The following is a 19,587-nucleotide window of genomic DNA, read 5'->3' on the forward strand; positions in this document are numbered from 1 at the left end:
GTGCTGGTGTTGTGAGAAGGAGTGCATTATAACGCGTCATCGGAGGCATCGTCCGGAAGATCAAGCGCGTGTCGATTGATCTGTCCGTGCCACTCCTGCGCTTCAGCGTGGAGGTAGCGGGCGGTGGTCTCAAGTCGTGAATGGCGCGCCGTCCGCGATAGATAGCGCAGCTCGACGCCCTGCTGAGCCTGATGAGTGATGGCAGTATGGCGCAGCCAGTGAGGCGTGGCCTGTCGAAGGCGCTGCGCTTCATGTGACGTCGAGTCGCTTTCTCGCTCTCTTGTTTGCGCCAGACCCTCAAAGGTTGTCTTGATCATGCGATAAAGCTGATTGTCCCCGACGCCTCGCTGGCCATCCAGCGTACGTATGACCGGCGTCTCCTCTTCAGGCGACGGCGTGGCGGACAGTCCAAGCATGTCGCGCCACTGCCCTAGCGCCGCCATCATGGCATCCGGCACCGGGATGCTGGCTTGCTTGCCGCCCTTTCCGGTTACCTGCCACCACCACTGACCTTCACGCATTCGAAAATCATTCATGCGGGCATGGCTCATTTCACTGATGCGTGGGGCCAGCAGATAGGCAAAGGCGAAAACAAAACGCTGGCGCTCGCACTCATAGCGCACTCGAATCGTGGCGTCCGCGGGCGGCGGCGTATTGAGCTGCTGCCAGCACCATCGCCAAAGCGGGCGCTCTAGGTAGCGCTCGATGGTATTTGACGTGTTATCGAGTCGGCGACGTTTGTCGCGCATCAGCCTGAACGGATTCTGGCTCAGCCACCCCGCCTCGATCAGCCAGCCAAACAGGGTCTGCAAAATGACCAGGGCCTGACGGCGGCTGGCGGCAGAAAGCCCTTTTCGAAATGGTCGCCACGCCTCACTGCTCCGGGGGCTGGGGGGGCCAATCCATTCAGCGGTTGGCCTGGGGTCGGCAAGAAAGGCCTCGAATGCATCCAGCGCTCGCCGATCAAGGTGTTCAAGGCGTTTTCCCTTGTCTTCCAGCCATAACAGCAGCCGCTCGGCTTCCTTGCGGTACTGTCTGAAGGTCTGTGGGCTGGTGCGATATTCCATGAGCCATGCCGCTACGATCTCTCGATCGCTCTCTGCCTCGACCAATTGACCGGGCATGGCAAGCGTCGTCCTCTTGATCAGGGCCGCTTCCTTCGGCAAATCGTTTGCAGGTTCAGCGCTCAACGGTGTTTTCATCGCATCCTTGCCCTGCTTGCATCGATATTCTGAGGCGTCATTGTAGCTGCTACAGCCGATAAAATCATGATAAGACGCGTAATCATGATTTTATTGGTATTTTCATAAATATATTTACGTAATACGTATTTACGTAATAGTGTATTTGTCACAATAAAGCGCTATAGTGATCAAAAAACGCAGCCCTTCTCCAATAACAGCAACCATGGGCAACAACAGGGAACTCAGGAGGCCGTCATGGCACGAAATGGCGTGCAGTTCGAAGACGTACAAAGGGCAATAGAAACCCTCATACAGCGCGGTGACGTCCCCAGCGTGCAGCGCATCCGCGAGGTGCTGGGCACCGGCAGTTTCACCACCATCAGTGATCATCTGCGCGAATGGCGGGCACGGCGCGAGGAAAATCGCGATGTTCCCCTGCCGCAGGCCATTCCGGAGCGTTTGCATGACGCACTGGCCGGGCTCTGGCAGCAGGCGCAGGAGGAAGCCGGTGAGGCGCTCTCCTTCTATCGTCAGCAGTCCGATGAGCAGGTCGAGCAGGCCCGAGAAGAAGCCCGCCAGGCGCAGCGGCGTGTCGAGGATACCGAGCAGCGGCTTGAAGCCCTTGGCGAGCGACTCGACAGTACGGCGGCCCGGCTCGAGGAGAAGGCAACGGGTCTGGCGCGGCTTGAAAGCGAAGCAGCGCATCTGCGCAGCCAGCTTGAGGAGCGTGATCAGCGCCTGGCCATGCGTGACCGGCAGATCAACGCGCTCAGCGAAGAGCGGGATCGCATGGAGCGAGAGCATCATGAAGCGCTCGAAGAGCAGGAGCAGACGCACAAGCGGCGCCTGGCTCAGGAGGAGTCACGCCACGAAAGCGCCGAGAATCGACTGATGCAGCTGCTGGACAGCGCGCGCCATGAAAAGCAGGAAGTCGAGAAACAGGCACGGCGCCGACAGGAGCAGCTTGAAGAGCGTATCGAGAAGATCAATACCCAGCTGGAGCAGCAGCGCCGCACCCTGCAGGAAGAAGAGCGCAAGATGCGCGATCTGGGGCAGCAGGCCCGCTACAGTGAGCAGCAGCTTCAGGAAAGCCGCGGGCGGGAGGATCATCTGTCCGGTCTTCTGACCGAACGCGATCAGGAAATAGCCCGCCTTCGCACCGAGCTCAGGGTGCTGCAGGAACGCCTTTCCAGATCGCCCATGCCGCCCTTTGTGTACTAATCATTTTGTATGCTGACCACAAAGGACGGCTGGTAATCCGGATGCTCTGAAATATAAAAACCCCGGCGAACCGGGGTTTTTATATTCAGCAAGGCCAGCAGACTGCACTGTCATCAGTAGTAGGCGTTGGTCGTGTCGGTGTGGTCGGTCACGTCACGGATTGCCGTCAGCTCGGGGATACGCTCGGTCAGCGTCTTCTCGACACCCTGCTTGAGCGTAATATCCACGGCTGCACAGCCCTGACAGCCGCCGCCGAACTGCAGTACGGCCACATTGTCCTCGGTCAGCTGGATCAGACGAATTTCACCACCGTGGGCGGCAAGCCCCGGATTGATTTCGCTGTAAAGAATATAGTTGACGCGGTCTTCCAGCGGACTGTCCTCGCTGACCTGGGGCATCTTGGCGTTGGGTGCCTTGATGGTCAACTGCCCGCCCATGCGATCGGCATTGAAATCCACGACGGCATCTTCGAGGAAGGTGACGCTGTGCTTTTCAAGAAACAGATTGAATTTCTCTAGTGGAATGCACTCATCGCTCTCTTCTTCCTCACCGGGCCTGCAGTAGGCCAGACAGGTTTCGGCATAGGGCGTGCCCGGCTGAGTGATAAAGACACGCACGCCGATACCTTCAACATCCTGACGCGAGAGCAGATCGGCGAGATAATCCTGCGCGCTTTCGGTAATTTCGATGGTTTGACTCATTGGCGGCCTCATGCGCAATCGCAATAACAAAGTCTGTCGATATTTTATGCCAGCCAGCAGCTCGCGACAAATCCGAGTGCAACACTCGGGTAAATGAATATAGCGTCTGACTGTCGGCCAGTACCGCCAGAAGCCCCGGCATGATCCGGGCTCATGTCCGGCGTGAATGTCTTTCAGGGCACGGGTCTGTCCGCGCGACCGGGGTTTGCTAGAATACGCCCTCTTTCATGCAGGCCCATGCCCTTATCCGGAGATCCCATCCCATGCCAACCGCCGCCGATTCGCCGGTTCTCGAGACGCTGACTCGTCTGATGTCGGATCGCATACTGATTCTCGATGGTGGCATGGGCACCATGATTCAAAACGAGCGATTGACCGAGCAGGACTTTCGCGGCGATCGCTTCACACACTGGGAAAGTGATCTCAAGGGTAACAACGACCTGCTGGTACTCAGCCAGCCCGAGGTGATCAAGCGTCTGCATCGCGAGTATCTCGAAGCCGGTGCAGACATCATCGAGACCAACACCTTCAACAGCACCCGCCTCTCGCAGGCCGATTATCACGCCGAAGAGCTGGTGGTCGAGCTCAACCGTGAAGCGGCCCGGCTGGCCCGCGAAGTATGTGATGAGGTCGCCAACGAAACCGGCGTGCCCCGCTTTGTGGCGGGTGTGCTGGGTCCGACCAGCCGTACGGCCTCGATTTCGCCCGACGTCAATGACCCGGCCATGCGTAACGTCACCTTTGACGCGCTGGTCGACAACTATGTCGAAGCAGCACGGGCCCTGATCGAGGGCGGCTGCGATCTGATCCTGATCGAAACCATTTTCGATACGCTCAACGCCAAGGCGGCCATCTATGCCCTCGATGTGCTGTTCGAGGCGTCGGGCCAGCGTACGCCGGTCATGATCTCGGGGACTATCACCGATGCGTCCGGGCGTACGCTGTCGGGCCAGACGACCGAGGCATTCTGGAACTCCGTGCGTCATGCCCGTCCGCTCAGTGTCGGACTCAACTGCGCGCTGGGTGCCGAGGATCTTCGCCCCTATCTCGAAGAGCTGTCACGCCGGGCTGATACTCACGTCTCGGTTCACCCCAATGCCGGGCTGCCCAATGAATTCGGCGAGTATGATCAGGAAGCCGACGAGATGGCAGCCATCGTGAAGACCTTCGGCGAGCAGCGGCTGGTCAATATCATGGGCGGTTGCTGCGGGACCACGCCAGAGCATATCGCGGCCATCAAGCGCGTCATGAAGGATCTGCCACCGCGGATGGTGCCGGATATTGCCCCGGCCTGCCGCCTCTCCGGGCTCGAGCCATTCAATATCAATGCAAGGTCGCTGTTTGTGAACGTGGGTGAGCGGACCAACGTGACCGGCTCCGCACGCTTCAAGCGCCTGATCAAGGAGGAGGATTTCACCACGGCGCTGGAAGTGGCGCTTGAGCAGGTGGACAACGGCGCTCAGGTTATCGATATCAACATGGACGAGGGCATGCTCGACTCCAAAGGCGCCATGGAGCACTTTCTAAAGCTCGTCGCCTCGGAGCCTGACATCTCCCGGGTCCCGATCATGATCGACTCCTCCAAGTGGGAGATCGTTGAAGCCGGCCTCAAGTGCATACAGGGCAAGGCGGTGGTCAACTCGATCTCGATGAAGGAAGGCGAGGACAATTTCCGTCACCAGGCGCAGCAGTGCCGCCGATTCGGCGCGGCCATCGTGGTCATGGCCTTCGATGAGCAGGGCCAGGCCGATACCATGGCGCGCAAGACCGAAATCTGCGAGCGAGCCTATCGTATTCTGGTCGACGAGATCGATTTTCCGGCCGAAGACATCATCTTCGACCCCAATATCTTTGCCATCGCGACCGGCATCGAGGAACACAACAATTACGCCGTCGACTTCATCGAGGCCACGCGCTGGATCAAGCAGAACCTGCCGCACGCCATGATCTCCGGTGGCGTCTCCAACGTGTCCTTCTCCTTTCGCGGCAACAACACGGTTCGCGAGGCCATTCACTCTGTTTTCCTCTATCACGCCATTCGCGCTGGTCTGACAATGGGTATCGTCAATGCCGGCCAGCTGGCGGTGTATGACGATCTCCCCGAGGCACTGCGCAACGCCGTGGAAGATGTCGTACTCAACCGCCGCGAGGACGCCACCGAGCGGCTGCTGGACATCGCCGAGCGCTACAAGGATGACGGCAGCGGCGCCCCAAAAAAGGAAGACCTTGAATGGCGCAGCTGGGAAGTGGAAAAGCGCATCGAACATGCGCTGGTCAAGGGCATTACCAGCTATATCGAGGAAGACACCGAGCTGGCACGCCAGCGGGCGGATCGTCCCATCGAGGTGATCGAAGGCCCGTTGATGGATGGCATGAACGTGGTCGGCGATCTGTTCGGCGCCGGCAAGATGTTCCTGCCTCAGGTGGTCAAGTCGGCGCGCGTCATGAAACAGGCCGTGGCCTATCTGATTCCTCACATCGAGGCCGAAAAGAGTGACGACGACTACAGCAAGGGCCGTATCGTCATGGCCACGGTCAAGGGTGATGTTCATGATATCGGCAAGAACATCGTGGGCGTGGTGCTGCAGTGCAATAATTATGAGGTGATCGACCTTGGCGTCATGGTGCCGGCCGAGAAGATTTTTGCCGCCGCCCGGGAACACAACGCCGATATCATCGGTCTGTCCGGTCTGATCACGCCGTCGCTGGATGAAATGGTGCACGTGGCGAAGGAGATGGAGCGCCAGGGCTTTGACATTCCCCTGCTGATTGGCGGTGCCACGACCTCCAAGGCGCATACGGCGGTCAAGATCGAGCCGGCCTACAGCCATCCGGTGGTCTATGTCACTGATGCTTCCCGTGCGGTAGGCGTGGCCAGTCGCCTGCTCTCGCCCGGCTTGAAAGAGGCCTACGCCGGCGAAATCCGCGCCGAGTATGAAAAGGTGCGCGAGCGCAACAGCAAGCGTCGTCCCAAATCGGCCGATCTCGACTACGCCCAGGCCTGCGAGCGTCGCTTTGACGGCGGCTGGGACAACTACGAACCCCCGGCCCCCGGTTTTACCGGGCTGCGCGTGTTCGATGATATCAACCTGCGTGAACTGGTGGATTACATCGACTGGACGCCCTTTTTCATGAGCTGGCAGCTGGTCGGCAAATACCCGAAGATTCTCGAAGATGACGTGGTGGGGGAAGCGGCCCGCAACCTGTATCAGGATGCCACCGTCATGCTCGACAGGCTCATCGAAGAGGGTTATCTGCAGGCGCGCGGCGTGATCGGTTTCTGGCCGGCCAATAGCGTCGATCACGATGTGATCGAGGTCTATGAGGATGAAACGCGCCAGACGGTTGTGCAGCGTCTCAATCATATTCGACAGCAGACCACCAAAAATCGTGACGGGCTCTGCTACAGCCTGGCGGATTTCGTTGCACCCAAAGAGAGTGGGCGGCCTGACTGGATCGGTGGCTTCGCCGTCACCGCCGGTCATGGTGCTGACGAACTGGCCCGGGGATTTGAACAAAACGGCGACGATTACAACGCCATCATGATCAAGGCGCTGGCAGACCGGCTTGCAGAGGCGCTGGCTGAATACATGCACGAGCGGGTACGTCGCGAGTACTGGGGCTACGCACCGGAAGAAACGCTGGATAACGATGCCCTGATCAACGAAAAGTATCGCGGTATTCGTCCGGCCCCGGGCTATCCGGCCTGCCCGGATCATACCGAGAAGACTACCCTCTTCGACCTGCTTCAGGCGCCTGACAACGCCGGCATTACCCTGACCGAGAGCTTTGCCATGTGGCCGGCGGCAGCGGTTTCGGGCTGGTATTTTTCTCATCCGCAGTCACGCTATTTCTCGACCGGGCGGATCAGCCGTGATCAGATCGATGCGCTGGCCGCGCGCAAGGAGATGTCTCGCGACACCATGGAGCGCTGGTTGTCGCCGATCCTTTCCTACAATCCGGATGAATAGGATGGGCTTCTGACAAAGCGCTGTCGTCTGCACCTGAATGAAAAAGGCCTCTCGATCGAGAGGCCTTTTTTTACCCTTGGTGCGCCAGTAGCAACATGTCGTCAGGGAGCTGTTGTGCTCAAGGAGCGCGGCGACGCTGGTGCAGCTCGCGGTTGCGCTGGCGGGCCCGATGGGACTTCCTCAGCATGACGTAGGTTGCGCCCAGCCCGCCATGGCGCGGCTGGGCTGTGGCGTAGGCCTGAACCTCGTCGAACTGCGCCAGCCACTTGCCAACGTAGGAGCGCACCACGTTGGCGTGGCTTTCATCGCTTTTGCCGCGGCCGTGGATGACCATGACGCAGCGCAGTTCGTGCTCATGGGCCTGACGAATGAAATTGAAAAGCTCGCGTCGGCACTCGGCCACCGGGCACTTCAACAGGTTGAGCTGGGAGTCAACCTGATAGCCGCCGTGACGCAGCTTCTCGATCACGCCGGTCTGGATACCGTCCCGGCGAAACTCGATCGGGTCGTTGACAGGCAATAGATCCACAAACTCATCGGAGAGGAAGTTGCTCTCCTTTTCACCATCCTGAGCGCTGGCTCGTCTTGCCAGCTGGGCCTCGCTGGGCGCCTGGGCGCCGGCGTTGCCGGCATCGGCGTGATTACGTCCCTTGAGCGGAATAACGTCAGCCATTTCACGGGAAAAAAGCTGCTCATCGCGTTGATTGGCATTCATCGGGCTACTCCTCGCGTACTGGCTGTGGTGCCAGCAGGCTTGTCGTTCAAACAGGGGGCTGCCATCCGGTCAGCATCAGTGTCAGAGCGTCGCGTCGGGAATAAGGTGTGAAGTGCCGAACCTCCCGGCCAGTGCCGTCATGGGTGGGTGGCGTGCCTGTCTTCGGCGTTTTCCGTCAGGGCGGAAGACATCGAGACATCCAGGGCGTCGTGATAGCGCTGCTGTGCTGCACGCATGATATCAGCCACTCTACTATAGCCCTGAGGTGGACGATATTGCTCGGGCATTGTCCAGGGAAGGCCGGCCACTACCTCGCTGAGCGTCAGCGTCTCGAGCGGTCTGGCCAGCACCCATTCATCCTCGTCGCTGATCACGACCCAGCCCTGCCTGGATAGCACATTCAAAAGCTTGTGATAGTGTCCGCCCAGGCGTTTACGCGCGTTGGAAGCGCTCAGGGCGCCCTCACCGCTTGCCTGCCTTTCATGCAGGAGCGTCAGCATGCCAAGCGCCTGCCAGAACAGCGGCCAGCGTCGCCAGTCGGCGTGCTGGGTTTCTCCCAGCCAGGCTGACAGTTCGGCGCCCATGAGAATGATAAACCAGCTCAGAAATATCCAGAGCAGGAACAATGGCACTGCAGCGAAGGCACCATAAAGAATCTGATAGGAGGGAAAGTTGGTGACATAGATCGAGAAGCCCCACTTGGCAAGCTCCAGCGACACTGACACCAGCAGCGCGCCAGCAGCAGCGTGCTTGAAGCGTACACGCGCGTTGGGCACGGTGATATAGATGAACCAGAAGGCCAGAAAGCTCAGCATCGGCGGCAGGAAATGCAGGATGAAATCGCTGCCGCCCAGCCAGGAGGCCGCCGAGGTGAGCACCGTCATGGAGGCCAGATAGGACGAGAGTAGAAAACCACTGCCGATCAGAATGGGCCCCAGGGTCAGTACGGCCCAGTACACCAGAAATCCCATCAGACCATGCCGATTATGACGCACGCCCCAGATCCTGTTGAGCGCGCTCTCCACGGTCATCATCATCAGAATTGAAGTGACCAGCAAAAAAAGGACACCAACCATGGTCAGGCCACGGGCCTGCTGGGTAAATTCACGCAACGTATCCAGAATGGTCTGTCCCGTTTCGGGCACGAACTGCTGAAACACGAACTGCTGGATTCGATCGCCGGCATCCTGAAATTCCGGGATGGCAGCAAACAGCGAATAGACCACGGTGGTCAGCGGCACCACCGCAAACAGTGTGGTATAGGTCAGCGAGGCCGCCGTCTGCAGGCCGTCATGCGCATTGAAGCGTTTGACGAGCTTGATGAGTGCCCTGAATGGCGTCAGAAACAGCCACAGGGGCTGGGGTATGGAAAAACGTCTCACCTTGTCCGGCTCCTGACAATAACCACTTGATTGTAGTCAGAAACATGGCGCCTGCCATGTGCTGTCATCAACCTGATTCGCTGCCGGTGATGCCTGACAACCCGGGTCTCGATGGGCACAATGGCAGCATACCTGCCAGAATTGGCCTTCACGGTCTACACAAGGATATGTCATGACACGCCCCTACGTACTGGTGCTTTACTACTCCCGTCAGGGTGCCACGCGCGACATTGCACGTCACATTGTGGCCGGCATCGAATCGGTCGGCGGTATCGAGGCGCGTCTGCGAACGGTGCCGTCCGTGTCCAGTGAGTGTGAGGCGGTTGCCAGTGACATTCCTGAAGAGGGTCCGGTTTATGCCAGCCATGACGATCTTCGCGACTGTGCGGGCCTTGCCCTGGGCAGCCCGACCCGCTTTGGCAACATGGCCGCGGCGCTCAAGCACTTTCTCGACGGCACCAGTACGCTCTGGCTCAACGGCGCGCTGGTCGACAAGCCCGCCACGGTCTTCACCTCGACCTCCAGCATTCACGGCGGTCAGGAAAGCACACTGCTGACGATGATGAATCCCCTTTTGCACCACGGCATGGTGATCGCAGGCATTCCCTATAGCGTCAACGAGATGTTTACCACGCGAACCGGTGGGACGCCCTACGGTGCCAGCCACTTTGCCGGACCGGACAACGATCGCAGCATCGATGAGCACGAGCGGGCACTGGCGATGGCTCAGGGCAAGCGTCTGGCACGGCTGGCGCTGGCGCTAGAATCAACCCGAGGGCAATAATCGTGCTGTTTCGCACCTTCGAGCAGCGCTATGGCGCCACTGTCGCCCGCCAAAAGGCCCGCAGGGTCGTGGCCGTCAGCTGGGCCTTCCTGACGGCCATTACGCTGATGACGGGACTGATGCTGGCCCAGCGCGGCGGCGCCGATTCGCTGCTGCCGGTACTGGTGCGCATTATACCACTGGTGCTGCTGGGCATCGTTCTGCGTACCGAGCGTCGGCGCGGCTATGGCTGGCTGGCGTTTGTCAGCGTGCTTTATATCATTCAGGGTGCTGCCATGCTTCAGCTGCCGGGCATATGGTGGCTGGGACTGATCGAGGCGCTCGCGGCCCTGACCCTGCTGCTCAGTGCCGGCAGCTATGCGTTTTACATTCATCGCTGGCAGCGCGCTGGCCACGCCCCGGGCGGTGAGTGAACCGATCTTTTCGTCGGGCGCTCAGAACACCATTGCGAGGCAGATCATATGATGCCTCCCAAAGCTTCAAGGAAACTGCTCATGAGCAACATTTCTGATCTGCGTCGTGACTATGCCGGAGACGCGCTTGACCGTGACAATACCCCCGAAACGCCATGGCCTCTTTTTTCGGAATGGCTCAACGCAGCGCTGGAAAGCGAGCGTGACGATGCCAACGTCATGACGCTGGCCACGGCCGACAATGAAGGCACTCCGCATGCCCGCATCGTGCTGCTCAAGGGGTTCGATGAACATGGCATGGTCTTTTACACCAGCTACCAGAGTCACAAGGGCAGTGAGCTGGGCACCTGCCCTCATGCGGCGCTGGTATTCTGGTGGCCGGGTCTGCAGCGTCAGGTGCGTGTTGAAGGCCATGTCGAGCAGGTCAGCAATGAGATGTCGGATGAGTATTTCCATTCGCGCCCCAGAGGCAGCCAGCTGGGTGCCTGGATTTCCCAGCAGAGTGTGGAAATTCCCGACCGACAATGGCTGGAGGAGCGGACCCGCCGCTTCGAGAGTGCCTACCAGGACAGCAGGATTGATCGTCCGCCGCACTGGGGCGGATACCGGGTCGTGCCGAACATGATCGAGTTCTGGCAGGGCCAGCCCAGCCGCCTGCACGATCGCATTCGCTATCGCCTGAAAACCTCCGACGGTCAGTGGCTGAAGAGCCGACTGGCCCCCTGATCCAGCAAAAGATCAGAATTGACACGGGGTGTTCGTGACAGAATGACGGATCGTGATGCAACAACGGTGGTCGGCATGAGCGTGGCCCGCGGCGAAAAACCCTTCGTCGAGCCCCTGCGCCTGGGTGAACGGCTGCGGGAGGTTCGCCGTACCCGCAAGCTGACGCTTGAAGATGTCAGCCGTCGTACCGGGGTGGCCCGTTCAACCCTCTCCAAGATCGAAAACGATCTGGTCTCGCCAAGCTTTGTGGTGGTGCAAAAGCTGATGATCGGGCTGGAACTCGATATGCCGCAGCTTTTAAAAAGCCCGCGCAATACGCCTCGCAATGCCGGCCGACGTGATCTGACGCGTCGCGGTCAGGGTGAGCAGCACCCCACACCCACCTACGAGCACGAGCTTTTATCGGCGCAGCTGACCCAGAAGCTCATGACCCCATTCAAGACGATCGTTCGCGCGCGCAGCATCAACGCCTTTCCGGACTGGGTGCGTCATGGTGGTGAAGAATTTCTGCTGGTACTGGAAGGCTCGATTCTGCTCTACAGCGAATTTTATGAGCCTCTTCAGCTTGATGCCGGCGACAGTCTCTATTTCGACAGCGATATGGGGCACGCCAAGGTCTCCATCAGCGATGCCGACGCCATCGTCTTGTCAGTGTGCGCGCCGGGCGAGCTCACCTGAACCCAGCGCTGGTGATAGGCTGTCGCGATGACGCTATCACTACTGTGGGGCTGGATGACGGCCTACAATAATGCTGCGCTCATCCGTTATCTGTTTTTTGGCCTCAGGACGCGTTTACAGGAGCTGAACATGGAACAACTGGACAAGCAGACTCAGACCGAGCTCGAGGCAGCCGCCTTTCGTCGTCTGCTCAAGCATCTCGATGACAACCGCGATGTGCAAAACATTGACCTGATGATTCTGGCCGACTTCTGTCGCAACTGCCTTTCCAAGTGGCTGGTAACAGCCGCCGAAGAGCGTAATGTCGAACTCGATCTGGAAAGCGCCCGGGAGCATGTCTACGGCATGCCCTACAGCGAGTGGAAGGCCAATCATCAGCCACCGGCGACCGAAGAACAGCTCAAGGCGCTTGAAGCACGTCAAAAGGCAAAGGAGAACACTGCCTCGTGAATGATGATTTCATCCCGTTCGACATTGCCGTTCTAACCATTTCCGACACGCGTGATGAAAGCAGTGACCGCTCTGGTGCCCTGCTGATCGAATCGCTTGAACATGCCGGGCACCGCTGCGTGTATCGTCAGATCATTCGCGATGAGCTCTACCAGATCCGGGCGGAAGTGGCGCGCCTGATCGCCGATCCGCAGGTCCAGATCGTGATCACCACCGGGGGCACCGGTTTTACCGGGCGCGACTCCACTCCCGAGGCCGTTGGCGTATTGTTCGACAGTCATATCGAAGGCTTTGGCGAGATGTTTCGTCGGCTTTCGCAGGAGGATGTTGGCAGCTCGACCATACAGAGTCGCGCGCTGGCAGGCTTTTCCAATCACACGGCGGTGTTCTGTCTGCCTGGCTCCACCGGCGCCTGTCGCACCGGCTGGGACGGTATTCTGGCCGAGCAGCTTGATAGCCGGCACAAACCGTGCAACTTTGCCAACCTGGTGATTCCCGGGCGGAGGCAGCATGGCGGATAGCGGCCGGCTGCATACGCCGCAGGAGGCGCTTGAGTCCCTTTCAAGCGGGCTTGCACCTCTGCCTCCGGAGTGGGTCGCTCTGGAGGCGGCCGGCGATCGGGTTCTGGCGCAAACGCTTCATGCGCAACACGATACCCCGCCCTTTGATAACAGTTCGATGGACGGCTATGCCCTGCGGGCCTCGGATAGCGGCAGGGTACTGCCCGTCAGTCAGCGCATCATGGCCGGTCAGCGCGCCGCGCCGCTGGAAGAAGGCACCTGTGCGCGCCTTTTTACCGGCGCCCCCCTGCCCGAAGGCGCGGACAGCGTCATCATGCAGGAGGAGGTCGACGTTCGTGACGGCGGTGTTTTCATTCCGGCCGGGCTGGAGCCGGGCAACAGCGTTCGTCTGAAAGGACGTGAGATCAGAACCGGCGAGACGCTCATGTCCCACGGTCTCCGACTCAACAGTGCGGCGCTCGGATTTCTGGCCGGCCAGGGGTTTGATCGGATACCGGTGTATCGAAAGCCCCGGGTGGCACTGCTGTTTACTGGCGACGAACTAAAGCTGCCGGGGGAGCCGCTGGCGCCCGGACAGATCTATAACGGCAATCGGTTCATGCTGATGGATCTTCTGCCGCGCTTTGGCGCCGAGATTGCGCTGGTCGAACAGGTGCCGGATACGCTTGAAGCCATGACACAGGCGCTTGAGCGCGCATCACACCATGTAGATGTCATCGTCACGACCGGTGGTGTCTCGGTCGGTGATGCCGACTATGTCCGGCGCGCGCTGGAGTCGCTGGGGGAGCTGGATCTCTGGCGCCTGTCGATTCGACCCGGCAAGCCGCTGGCGCTGGGGCATATCAATCAGTGTCGCTTTGTCGGTCTGGCGGGCAATCCGGTATCGAGCTTTGTCGGAGCGTGGCTTTTTTTACGCCCGCTGCTGGGTGGCCTGCAGGGGTGTGACGATATGAAGGCCCTGCCGGAGGTCATCGCCCGAGCGGACTTTACGACCCGAACGGCCGGGCGCGACCACTACATGCGGGTCACTCTGACGTGGGACAGTGACGGCTATCGGGCGCATGCCTTCGAGGATCAGGATTCCTCTATTCTGCGCTCGTGCGTGAGTGCCAATGCGCTGGCCGTGGTCGGCGCCCATTCGCAGGTTTCCCCGGGGGAGCGCATCAGGTGTCTGCTACTGGCAAGCTAGTGTGGCGGCATGCTCGCATGCCGCACGTTGCATCCACGGCCAGAGCTCGTGAAAACTCTCTTCCAGCAGTGAATACTCCCGCTCAAGCCAGGGCGTCAGCTCGGCCAGCCGATTGGGCCCCGACAGACGCGTGCCCACGCCGGCGATGGCTCGGCAGGTGAAATCGAAGTCGGCATAGGCTTCCAGCCAGTGCTCGCGACGCAGGGATTTGAAAAGCCTTGTCTGGCGTTCGGGGATCATGTCTGCCCTGTCGGCCAGCACCTGATAAACCCGCTGATTCAAGGCGCCGTCATGACAATGTCTGGCCAGAAAATGATCCCAGACGATATCCAGCGCGATGCCGCAGACCCGGCGCTGGGTATCAGGCGCCTGTCGTCTGAGCGTCAGGGTGATCTCGTGCTGATCGATCAGGGCATCCATTCGACGATGAAACCGGACGCCATGAGCGAACTCGGCATCTGCGGTATCTGATACCGGGCCCTTGATACCGTCGGCGACCAGGTTCCCCAGCATGAAGAGATCGCTGCCATGGCGGGCCAGCCGGGCATGAGCAAGAAAGTTCAAGCGTGGTCCTACAGGCAGTTGGTGGGACGTGGCAAGCCGGCCAGACGTGCACCCACGCGTGCCGGACTTTCAGGAAAAAGCGACATCAGATGAATCGAACTGCCCTTCTCTTCGCCCAGCTGCTGGCGGGTGGTCTTGACCAGCGCGCGCATGGCAGGCGCCATTTCAAAGCGTGTGTAAAAATCGCGCAGCAGCTCGATGATCTCCCAGTGAGCGGGTGTCAGCTCGCGCCCTTCGCGTTCGGCCATCTTTCGGGTCACCTCGGGCGACCAGCATTCGGGACGTTGCAGATGACCGTCGCTATCGAGCGTGATTTCAGTGCCATCGGCAAGTGTCAGGGCATCCGTGTTCTGGGGCATGGGGTCGGGCATCATGAAAACCGGCAATTATCAAAGGTGGCTGCTGCAGATCAAAACCAGCTGACCGTGCGATCGGTGCTGGCGGTCAGTGCGACAAAGCCCGCTACATCGATCGTTTCAAGCAGGGTCGAGGCTGGCGCAATGCCTCTCGACACACAGTCCTCCCTGAGCGCCCGGATCTCAACGCCCTCCGGCCACTTGCTGGCCGCCGTGCCCAGCGCGGCATAGACGCCATCTTCGATCAGCAGGACATGATCACCTTCAGAGACGGCCGAGACGAGCTCCTGAAGGGCGCTGGCCGCAAAGGGGGAGCGATTGATCAGATGCAGTGTGCTCATGGTAACACTCGTCGATGCAGGGAATAACGGTTTAAAAACTCATGACGACGTCGTGCCGGGCGATCATGCCGGCAATATCTGCCGGCTGACACCCGGACATCAACTGATCCAGCGTCAGGCCTCGTGCCTCAAGTGAATAGCGGTCGTACCAGAGTGGCTCGATATCATAGAGCGACAACCCTTCCAGCATGGCGGCACTGCCCTTTTGTCCCAGCGCGCCTCGCTGCTGGCCGGCGAGCAGTGCAAGCACACCGTCGCCGCTGAACAGCAGCGTCGGGGGCTGTCCCAGTGCGGCACCCACCAGCGCTGTTTCAAGCCCTTCCCGTACCCAGCTCGAGCCGTGGGGTGGATGGCGTACGATGACCAGTATGCTTTTGGAGCTCATGGTGTCACTGCCCTGCCTGCGAAACCTGCCTCAAGGGGCAAAGGTGATCAATCGATCGTGATGGTGGGCGGCCTGCATGAGCTGGCCGAGTCCCGTTAGTTCAAAAGGTGCTTCAAGTGTGGGATGCGGATGACCATGGCGTTTCGTTTCACCATGATCAAGCAGACCGCGGCGAACAGCGGACGCGACGCAGACCAGCAGCTCGCACTGCTGCGTCTGATGCAGCGCACGCCAGCGCTCGAGAAGATGAGGTTCATCCGTTGGTGGGGTCATCATGCTGGCAGCGTTGTAGACGCCATCATGATAGAAAAAGACCGTGGCCACACGATGCCCCTGTGCCGGCAGGGCTTCGGCAAAGCGCAGGGCGCTGTGAGATGCCTGCTGACTGTAGGGCGCCCCCTGTACCATCAGGGCGTAGGTCAATCCTTGTGAGGCCAAACCGTCTCTCCTGAAATCCGCCTTTGGAATACCAGTCCTTGAAACAAGAAAACCCTGCTCGAAAGCAGGGTCCCATACTAACAGATCACGGCAGGACGTTGATCAGTCGCTGGAGGACAGCCCCAGAAGTGACAGCAGACTGATAAACAGATTATAGATCGCCACATAAAGGCTGATGGTGGCCAGAATGTAGTTCGTCTGTCCGCCATGGATAATCTGGCTGGTTTCAAACAGGATGACCGCCGAGGCAAACAGCACAAAGCCTGCCGATACCGCCAGTGCCAGACCCGAGATGTTGAAGATCATCGCCACGACCATGGCCAGAATCAGCACGATGGCACCGGCCATGATGAAGTTGCCCAAAAAGCTGAAGTCCTTGCGGGTAATCAACGCCACGGCAGAAAGGCCCACAAAGGTTGCTGCTGTCATGCCCAGGGCGGTCATGATCAGCTGCGGTCCGTTGGACAGGGTCAGGTAGGCGCTCAGGATCGGCCCGAGGGTAAAGCCCATGAACCCTGTAAATGCGAAGGTAGACAGCAGACCCGCTGCCGAGTTGGCGGTCTTGTGGACCAGAAACATCAGTCCGTAGGCGCCAATGAAAAAGATAAAAATGTTCATGCGCTGAATGCCCATCGACATGGCGATCCCGGCGGTGACGGCCGAAAACATCAATGTCATGGCAAGCAGCATATAGGTATTACGCAACACCTTGTGCGACTCAACGCTTTTCGTCCCGGTCTGCGAGACGCCATAGGCTCTATCGACCATGGTTACTCCCTGCCTTGTGTCTGATTGTGGTGGAATTTTAACCAAGAATGAGCCTCAAACACACTCTCTGCAAGCCATGTCCCTTTTGATTGAATTAAGCTCCTTGACCTTTGCTGACAGGCTGTTAAGATGCATCGCCGTAAGTCGGAGGGATGGCAGAGTGGTCGATTGCAGCGGTCTTGAAAACCGCCAAGGGTTTGTAGCCCTTCCAGGGTTCGAATCCCTGTCCCTCCGCCACTATTTGAGAAAGCCTGTCGATCATCAGTGATCGACAGGCTTTTTTGTTTGTATGCTTATCAGGCGCATGGCATACGTACGATGACGTATCGCAAACAACTTTCATTTGCTGAAAATTTACATTAAAGACACCTACACTTACTGTTGTCCTTCCTGATAAATGAATATACGAGGCAACAGGCTTTGGCATCTGCACGTTCTCGGCAGGCTTCTGACGCCGCTCATGACGATACCGTACTCGAGGTCATTCAGGTGCCCTGCGAATCACACGCCGCCTGTCTGGAACTGCGTGAAAATGGTCATGGCGTGGCGACGCTGTGCCTCGAGGCAGATATGCTGGAAGTTTTTCTCGATCTTGAGGCCGCTTATCGTCAGCAGGGGCTGGGCGACAGCGCTATCATGGCATTTCGCCAGCTGAGCCAGTCCTGACAGATCGATGAAAGGCGACAGGAAAGGTGCTGGTTGCGGAGTTACGTCGCCTTGCCTAGGCTCATCTCAGGATAATCAGATACATGGAGGCATCGAGATGGCCAACAGCGGACGTGGTTTTACCAAGGGCAACATGGATCGCGAAAACGAGCATCAGGGCAGCAACCCGCCCGCCGTTTACGACGTCGGTGATCGCCCGGGACATGCGGGTGAATTTCAGGAGTGCACCCCGCAGGGGGATCTGCTGGATGAATCTACCCGCATCCAGCTCGATCATGACGACGAGCCTCTGCCGCCGACTTCACAGAAAAACAACAAGTGGCGCATGATGAACTGAGACGCCGCCCTGTTGTTTCAAACGCCCGCTGATCAGCGGGCGTTTTGATAGGTATGCCCTGCTAGCCGTGCAGTCGAAGCCCTACCCGCGTCACCGTATTGCCTTCAACGTCCTGCACGATCCAGTGAATACCATGCCAGTCGATATCGTCACCAACGACCGGATACCCCCCTACTCGGCGCGCGATAAAGGCACCAAGCATTTCTTCACGCTCCCATCGCGACAGGGTCAGGCCATAAGCATCAGCGACATCCCCCATCAGCGCTTCCCCTGACAGCGCAAAGGCCCCAAAGAAATCTCGCTCACGCTTGAGTTCGGCATCGCCGTTGAACAGATGGTTGATGGCATTAAGATCATGCGTGCGGGCGATGACACAGGCAACGTCCCCGGCCTGCAGCCGCGTACTGCCGGTAGGATGAATCATGACGTGTTCGCGAAAGATGGCCGCCACGACTGCACCGGACGGAAAGCGCAGCATTCTCAGCTGCGTGTTTTCAACTCGCTTGCTGTCGACCTTGTAGACGAACATTTCATAGTCATCTTCAGGGAGAACACCCAGCAGTCGACGTCGCGCCGGCGCTGTTTCCGCGGGCACCTCGACCTTCAGCCAGCGCGCCATGTGACCAATGGTAGTGCCCTGCAATATCAACGAAATCAGCACCACGAAAAAGGCCACGTTGAAATAAAGCGAGGCGTTTTCGACCCCGGCAATGACCGGAAAGATGGCCAGCACGATGGGCACGCCGCCACGCAGGCCGACCCATGAAATAAAGCCGAGCTCTCGCCAGCGAAAGCCGAAAAACGGCTTGAGGCTCAGCAGTACTGACAGAGGACGCGCTATAAAGATCAGCACCACGGCGACCATGACGCTGAACCATGCGTAATCCACCATTTCGCTGGGCGTCACCAGAAGCCCCAGCGTCAGAAAAAGTCCGATCTGACTCAGCCAGGCCAGACCATCATGGACAGGCAGAATAAATTCGAGATGCTTGCCACGAATGTTGCCGATCATGACGCCGGCCAGGTAAATGGCCAGAAAACCACTGCCGCCCAGCATGTTGGTCAGGGCGAAAACGCTGAAACCCATGGCGGCTGCCAGCAATGAATAAAGCCCTGGCGCCAGATCCAGCCAGCGCAGCAGACGGCCCAGCAGCCAGCCGCTGGCAATGCCGGCCAGCGCACCGATGCCGAACTGTTCGACAAACATTAAAAGCGTGCCGGAAACGCTGTCGATGGAGCCGGCAAGCATCTGCGACAGGATCAGCGTCAGGAAGATGGCCATCGGATCGTTGGTGCCCGATTCGATCTCAAGCGTTGCCCCAACGCGCTCATTGAGGCGGATGCCCTGACCGCTGAGCATCGAAAAAACGGCCGCGGCATCCGTGGAGCCGACAATGGCACCGACCAGTAGCCCCTCAACAATATCGAGATCAAACACCCACATCGCAAACAGCCCGGTCAGGCCACTGGTCAGAAACACGCCCAGGGTGGCCAGCGACAGCGCCGGTCGCAGACCCACCCTGAAGGTTTTCATGCGCGTTCGAAGGCCGCCGTCCAGCAGGATCATGGCCAGGGCCAGTTGACCGATCAGGTAGGCCAGATTGTAGTCGTCGAAATTGATCAGGCCGAGGCCGTCGACACCGGCCAGCATGCCGATGCCAAGGAACAGCGGAAGCAGTGGCAGGCCGATACGCGCAGAGACGCGGCTGGCCAGAATGCTCATGGCCACCAGTAATCCGCCAAGCAGGAATATGCTGTTAAAGTCGATCACGGCGTTTCTTTAATAACCTCTGGTAA

22 protein-coding genes and 1 tRNA gene are annotated in these 19,587 nt (G+C 59.1%); 12 read left to right on the forward strand and 11 right to left on the reverse strand.

Annotation, left to right across the window (positions count from 1 at the left end):
• Positions 1 to 26: 26 nt before the first annotated feature.
• Complete coding sequence (locus BM079_RS00780; RefSeq protein WP_245742776.1) at positions 27 to 1,124, reverse strand: tyrosine-type recombinase/integrase; 1,098 nt, start codon at positions 1,122 to 1,124, stop codon at positions 27 to 29.
• A 315-nt stretch (positions 1,125 to 1,439) separates the two neighbouring features.
• Here BM079_RS00780 and BM079_RS00785 point away from each other — a divergent pair, with 315 nt between their 5' ends.
• Positions 1,440 to 2,405 (forward strand): DNA-binding protein, encoded by a 966-nt coding sequence (locus BM079_RS00785; protein WP_090129869.1) that lies wholly within the window; start codon positions 1,440 to 1,442, stop codon positions 2,403 to 2,405.
• 113 nt (positions 2,406 to 2,518) lie between these two features.
• Here the strand turns inward: BM079_RS00785 and nfuA are convergent, their stop codons facing one another.
• The gene (nfuA, locus tag BM079_RS00790) at positions 2,519 to 3,106 is read right to left on the reverse strand and encodes a Fe-S biogenesis protein NfuA (RefSeq protein ID WP_090129871.1); all 588 of its coding nucleotides are present in this window, start codon (positions 3,104 to 3,106) and stop codon (positions 2,519 to 2,521) included.
• Between the two features lie 263 nt (positions 3,107 to 3,369).
• Between nfuA and metH the strand changes: the two genes are divergently transcribed.
• Positions 3,370 to 7,077: a methionine synthase gene (metH, locus tag BM079_RS00795; RefSeq protein ID WP_090129874.1), complete on the forward strand. Its 3,708-nt coding sequence runs from the start codon at positions 3,370 to 3,372 to the stop codon at positions 7,075 to 7,077.
• Between the two features lie 118 nt (positions 7,078 to 7,195).
• On the opposite strand, the gene smrA is transcribed toward metH, so the two are convergent.
• On the reverse strand, positions 7,196 to 7,792 hold the full coding sequence (smrA, locus tag BM079_RS00800; protein ID WP_090129875.1) for a DNA endonuclease SmrA: 597 nt from the start codon (positions 7,790 to 7,792) through the stop codon (positions 7,196 to 7,198).
• Positions 7,793 to 7,929: 137 nt separating this feature from the next.
• Positions 7,930 to 9,174, reverse strand: coding sequence for a YihY family inner membrane protein (locus BM079_RS00805; protein WP_090129877.1), 1,245 nt, complete (start codon positions 9,172 to 9,174; stop codon positions 7,930 to 7,932).
• 172 nt (positions 9,175 to 9,346) lie between these two features.
• On the opposite strand from BM079_RS00805, the gene wrbA reads away from it, so the two are divergent.
• The 7 genes from wrbA (at position 9,347) to BM079_RS00840 (ending at position 13,935) form a co-directional block, all read left to right on the forward strand.
• Positions 9,347 to 9,958 carry an NAD(P)H:quinone oxidoreductase gene (wrbA, locus tag BM079_RS00810; protein ID WP_090129879.1) on the forward strand — a complete coding sequence of 204 codons (612 nt, stop codon included), beginning with the start codon at positions 9,347 to 9,349 and terminating at the stop codon, positions 9,956 to 9,958.
• 2 nt (positions 9,959 to 9,960) lie between these two features.
• Positions 9,961 to 10,371, forward strand: a complete 411-nt coding sequence (locus BM079_RS00815) for a DUF2069 domain-containing protein (protein WP_090129881.1) — start codon at positions 9,961 to 9,963, stop codon at positions 10,369 to 10,371.
• An 81-nt stretch (positions 10,372 to 10,452) separates the two neighbouring features.
• On the forward strand, positions 10,453 to 11,097 hold the full coding sequence (gene pdxH / locus BM079_RS00820; protein ID WP_175489549.1) for a pyridoxamine 5'-phosphate oxidase: 645 nt from the start codon (positions 10,453 to 10,455) through the stop codon (positions 11,095 to 11,097).
• Positions 11,098 to 11,139: 42 nt separating this feature from the next.
• Positions 11,140 to 11,775, forward strand: coding sequence for a helix-turn-helix domain-containing protein (locus tag BM079_RS00825; RefSeq protein ID WP_090129883.1), 636 nt, complete (start codon positions 11,140 to 11,142; stop codon positions 11,773 to 11,775).
• Between the two features lie 129 nt (positions 11,776 to 11,904).
• Positions 11,905 to 12,225: a DUF1244 domain-containing protein gene (locus BM079_RS00830; RefSeq protein ID WP_090130741.1), complete on the forward strand. Its 321-nt coding sequence runs from the start codon at positions 11,905 to 11,907 to the stop codon at positions 12,223 to 12,225.
• On the forward strand, positions 12,222 to 12,746 hold the full coding sequence (moaB, locus tag BM079_RS00835; protein ID WP_090129885.1) for a molybdenum cofactor biosynthesis protein B: 525 nt from the start codon (positions 12,222 to 12,224) through the stop codon (positions 12,744 to 12,746). The genes BM079_RS00830 and moaB overlap by 4 nt, the downstream gene beginning before the upstream one ends.
• A complete protein-coding gene (locus BM079_RS00840; RefSeq protein ID WP_090129887.1) occupies positions 12,736 to 13,935 on the forward strand; it encodes a molybdopterin molybdotransferase MoeA in 1,200 nt (399 codons plus the stop codon). The genes moaB and BM079_RS00840 overlap by 11 nt, the downstream gene beginning before the upstream one ends.
• Here the strand turns inward: BM079_RS00840 and BM079_RS00845 are convergent.
• The 6 genes from BM079_RS00845 to BM079_RS00870 form a co-directional block, all read right to left on the reverse strand.
• Positions 13,921 to 14,499: an acyl carrier protein phosphodiesterase gene (locus BM079_RS00845; protein ID WP_090129889.1), complete on the reverse strand. Its 579-nt coding sequence runs from the start codon at positions 14,497 to 14,499 to the stop codon at positions 13,921 to 13,923. The genes BM079_RS00840 and BM079_RS00845 overlap by 15 nt on opposite strands.
• A gap of 8 nt (positions 14,500 to 14,507) precedes the next feature.
• Entirely contained in the window at positions 14,508 to 14,858 is a 351-nt protein-coding gene (locus BM079_RS00850; RefSeq protein ID WP_090129891.1) for a TusE/DsrC/DsvC family sulfur relay protein, read from the reverse strand.
• Positions 14,859 to 14,908: 50 nt separating this feature from the next.
• Positions 14,909 to 15,196 (reverse strand): sulfurtransferase complex subunit TusB, encoded by a 288-nt coding sequence (gene tusB, locus BM079_RS00855; RefSeq protein ID WP_090129893.1) that lies wholly within the window; start codon positions 15,194 to 15,196, stop codon positions 14,909 to 14,911.
• Positions 15,197 to 15,227: 31 nt separating this feature from the next.
• Positions 15,228 to 15,581 carry a DsrE family protein gene (locus BM079_RS00860; protein WP_090129895.1) on the reverse strand — a complete coding sequence of 118 codons (354 nt, stop codon included), beginning with the start codon at positions 15,579 to 15,581 and terminating at the stop codon, positions 15,228 to 15,230.
• Between the two features lie 30 nt (positions 15,582 to 15,611).
• Positions 15,612 to 16,019, reverse strand: coding sequence for a sulfurtransferase complex subunit TusD (gene tusD / locus BM079_RS00865; protein ID WP_281243917.1), 408 nt, complete (start codon positions 16,017 to 16,019; stop codon positions 15,612 to 15,614).
• A gap of 102 nt (positions 16,020 to 16,121) precedes the next feature.
• On the reverse strand, positions 16,122 to 16,787 hold the full coding sequence (locus BM079_RS00870; protein ID WP_090129900.1) for a Bax inhibitor-1/YccA family protein: 666 nt from the start codon (positions 16,785 to 16,787) through the stop codon (positions 16,122 to 16,124).
• Between the two features lie 146 nt (positions 16,788 to 16,933).
• Between BM079_RS00870 and BM079_RS00875 the strand changes: the two genes are divergently transcribed.
• From BM079_RS00875 to BM079_RS00885, 3 genes are all read left to right on the forward strand, one after another.
• Positions 16,934 to 17,024 (forward strand) — tRNA-Ser (locus tag BM079_RS00875).
• 183 nt (positions 17,025 to 17,207) lie between these two features.
• Entirely contained in the window at positions 17,208 to 17,453 is a 246-nt protein-coding gene (locus tag BM079_RS00880; RefSeq protein ID WP_090129903.1) for a hypothetical protein, read from the forward strand.
• A gap of 97 nt (positions 17,454 to 17,550) precedes the next feature.
• A complete protein-coding gene (locus BM079_RS00885) occupies positions 17,551 to 17,790 on the forward strand; it encodes a hypothetical protein (RefSeq protein WP_090129905.1) in 240 nt (79 codons plus the stop codon).
• Positions 17,791 to 17,851: 61 nt separating this feature from the next.
• Here BM079_RS00885 and BM079_RS00890 read toward each other — a convergent pair whose 3' ends face one another.
• Positions 17,852 to 19,561: a potassium/proton antiporter gene (locus BM079_RS00890; protein ID WP_090129907.1), complete on the reverse strand. Its 1,710-nt coding sequence runs from the start codon at positions 19,559 to 19,561 to the stop codon at positions 17,852 to 17,854.
• Between the last annotated feature and the right edge of the window lie 26 nt (positions 19,562 to 19,587).

This window comes from Kushneria avicenniae (genome assembly GCF_900112585.1).
In the GTDB taxonomy this organism is placed as follows: Bacteria; Pseudomonadota; Gammaproteobacteria; order Pseudomonadales; family Halomonadaceae; genus Kushneria; species Kushneria avicenniae.

Bases quoted from the DNA above. Each gene is read 5' to 3' on its own strand.
- BM079_RS00780 (WP_245742776.1), bottom strand. From the start codon at position 1,124: ATGCCCGGTCAATTGGTCGAGGCAGAGAGCGATCGAGAGATCGTAGCG.
- BM079_RS00785 (WP_090129869.1), top strand. From the start codon at position 1,440: ATGGCACGAAATGGCGTGCAGTTCGAAGACGTACAAAGGGCAATAGAA.
- nfuA (WP_090129871.1), bottom strand. From the start codon at position 3,106: ATGAGTCAAACCATCGAAATTACCGAAAGCGCGCAGGATTATCTCGCC.
- metH (WP_090129874.1), top strand. From the start codon at position 3,370: ATGCCAACCGCCGCCGATTCGCCGGTTCTCGAGACGCTGACTCGTCTG.
- smrA (WP_090129875.1), bottom strand. From the start codon at position 7,792: ATGAATGCCAATCAACGCGATGAGCAGCTTTTTTCCCGTGAAATGGCT.
- wrbA (WP_090129879.1), top strand. From the start codon at position 9,347: ATGACACGCCCCTACGTACTGGTGCTTTACTACTCCCGTCAGGGTGCC.
- pdxH (WP_175489549.1), top strand. From the start codon at position 10,453: ATGAGCAACATTTCTGATCTGCGTCGTGACTATGCCGGAGACGCGCTT.
- BM079_RS00825 (WP_090129883.1), top strand. From the start codon at position 11,140: ATGACGGATCGTGATGCAACAACGGTGGTCGGCATGAGCGTGGCCCGC.
- BM079_RS00830 (WP_090130741.1), top strand. From the start codon at position 11,905: ATGGAACAACTGGACAAGCAGACTCAGACCGAGCTCGAGGCAGCCGCC.
- BM079_RS00840 (WP_090129887.1), top strand. From the start codon at position 12,736: ATGGCGGATAGCGGCCGGCTGCATACGCCGCAGGAGGCGCTTGAGTCC.
- BM079_RS00850 (WP_090129891.1), bottom strand. From the start codon at position 14,858: ATGCCCCAGAACACGGATGCCCTGACACTTGCCGATGGCACTGAAATC.
- tusB (WP_090129893.1), bottom strand. From the start codon at position 15,196: ATGAGCACACTGCATCTGATCAATCGCTCCCCCTTTGCGGCCAGCGCC.
- BM079_RS00860 (WP_090129895.1), bottom strand. From the start codon at position 15,581: ATGAGCTCCAAAAGCATACTGGTCATCGTACGCCATCCACCCCACGGC.
- BM079_RS00870 (WP_090129900.1), bottom strand. From the start codon at position 16,787: ATGGTCGATAGAGCCTATGGCGTCTCGCAGACCGGGACGAAAAGCGTT.
- BM079_RS00885 (WP_090129905.1), top strand. From the start codon at position 17,551: ATGGCCAACAGCGGACGTGGTTTTACCAAGGGCAACATGGATCGCGAA.